2 protein-coding genes are annotated in these 2,199 nt (G+C 43.2%); both read right to left on the bottom strand.

The genetic code is table 11. The annotated features are described in order from the left end of the window. Positions 1-490: ATP-binding protein (locus tag G5B12_RS16835; RefSeq protein ID WP_174088920.1), on the bottom strand; the 490-nt coding region annotated here is incomplete at its 3' end. A 6-nt stretch (positions 491-496) separates the two neighbouring features. Beyond that, a complete protein-coding gene (istA, locus tag G5B12_RS16830; RefSeq protein WP_174088918.1) occupies positions 497-2,035 on the bottom strand; it encodes an IS21 family transposase in 1,539 nt (512 codons plus the stop codon). Positions 2,036-2,199 lie beyond the last annotated feature (164 nt).

Genomic DNA, 2,199 nt, shown 5'->3' with positions numbered 1-2,199 from the left:
CAACTGGATTTGCATACTTCGCCATGACTTTTTTGTAGTTACCATCTGTCCGTGCTGTCTCCAGATCAATAAGCAGATCAGGAAGACGGACATACTTGGTATTGAAATACTGCTTACAAGCCTCCATACCAAAGGCGCAGGCCATGTAAGTTTTACCACAGCCTGTAGCGCCGGTGATAAAAAGATTCCGGTGTTCAGATATATATTCGCAAGTTGCAAGTCGGTTAATAAGACCCTTGTTAAGCTTGCGTCCGGAAGTGTAATTGATATCCATGATACTTGCTTCCGGTTGGTCGAATCCAGCATTACGGATCAATCGTTTCTGACGATTATTCTTACGATTACTGTATTCGATGTCCACCAGCATACCAAAACGGTCCTCGAATGGTACGTCTTTAAATTTCGTATCATCCAGCTGGTTGCGGAACGCATCTGCCATAGTAGTAAGGCGCATTTCAATTAATTTATCTATTGTACTCTGATTCGTCATATATGTTTACCTTCGATAGTAATCGGCACCTCTTGTGATGCCGTGTGCTTTATGTGTAGTCTTGGATTCAGTAGTTTCTGATTCCGGTTTTACAGAACCTGTTACAAGGATGTTTTTAATACTCTTATAACTGGGTGAAGCTGTATAAGATAGTGCCTTTTTACAGGCTGCTTCAAACAATGCATCTGAGTATTTCTCTGCAAGCTTCAGAAGCCCCATACAACTTCGGTAGGTCTGTTGTTCCACACGTTTGGAGGTCAGTATCGCATTGACCACAGTGTACGTATTTATGCCAATCCGTTCAGCCCATTTGCGGAACCTGTCGCCGTTCCATTCCAGATATTTCTGGTGGTCTTCCGGCATATGTTCCGTGACAGTGCTGTACTTCCCAGGACGCCCCTTCAGACGGCGGTGGGAAGCAATGCGGTTATGATTGTAAAAAATTTCAATAGTGGTATCTGTTATCTTGACATCAACTTTCTTTTTGATGTATTCATAGGGAACTGAGTATAGCATTCCGTCCACAGATATGTGATAATTGAACTGGACGGTGGCTGTTTTCCAGTCGCTCAGTTCAAAACGGGTAGCAGGTAATGGTGCCAGCAATGGTTTTTCTTCCTCAAGAAATAAGCTTCGCCGACTACCCTCTTTCTTCTGAAAGAGCCTTTGGTTGAACAGTTCTAGCTTATCTTTTATTGCACGGTTTAATTCTGCAAGGGAAAAGAACTGTTCATCCCGAAGTGCTGCTGTTATCCAGGTAGAGATATTTCCTACCGTTCCTTCAGCATTCGGCTTATCCTTGGGAGCTCTGACACGAGCCGGAATAATAGCGGTGCAATAATGTTCAGCTAGTTCCTGATAAGTTTCATTGATCTGCTGGTCTTTCCATCCCCCATTGTGAATAACTGCGGTTTTGCAGTTATCCGGTACGAGGATTCTGGCAACACCGCCAAAGTACTCATACATATGGACATGAGCATTGATCCATGATCTCTGCTTCATATCCAGAAATGCTTCCACATATGCATACTGACTGTAAGTCATTACACCTACAAAGATGTAAGATTTTAAGATTTCACCAGTGTCAGGATCAATAATTGTTGCCGGATCACCAGCCCAGTCAACCTCAACCTGTTCGCCGGGTTTACGGTTGATATGCATGGTAGCACGATGTTTCTGCTCATCCTGTTGGATGTGATAGCAGAATTGTGAATACATGAGTGGTTCTTCACCGTTGGCACGGCAATCCTCTATGTACTCAGTCCATAAGAGCTTTTTGGTGACTCCATTACGGAGCAGTTCCTTACGGATGTAAGCGTAGTCGGGCATCTTCTTACTGGCAGATACCTTGCTCTCTTTCGAGAACATGAGCTTTTGAAGCTCTGTGTCGGTCATTGATTCATCAAGAGGCCAAGAGATATTTAGTTCTCTGGCACGTTTTTGAACTTTGACGACAGTTTTTTGTGAAACACCACAGCTTGCCATGATGTTATGTTGTGAGAATCCCAATCCGGTAAGCCGGATGATTTCTCGATATTTGGTCATAATCGTGACCTCCTCATAATGAATTTACACTAAAAGTGCATAACATCATTATAAGGGTTTAGGAAAAATGTGATTCCATTTTTGCCGGAATCGTGATTCCCTAAAAAACGGAACATTGATTTCCATACGCCGGACAGGTGATGGATTTCACCCCGGATTATTCA

Origin of the sequence: Blautia sp. MSK.20.85, assembly GCF_013317245.1 — a bacterium.
In the GTDB taxonomy this organism is placed as follows: domain Bacteria; phylum Bacillota; class Clostridia; order Lachnospirales; family Lachnospiraceae; genus Blautia_A.
The sequence above is the reverse complement of the archived record's forward strand: the minus strand, read 5'-3'. Positions and strand labels throughout refer to the sequence as shown.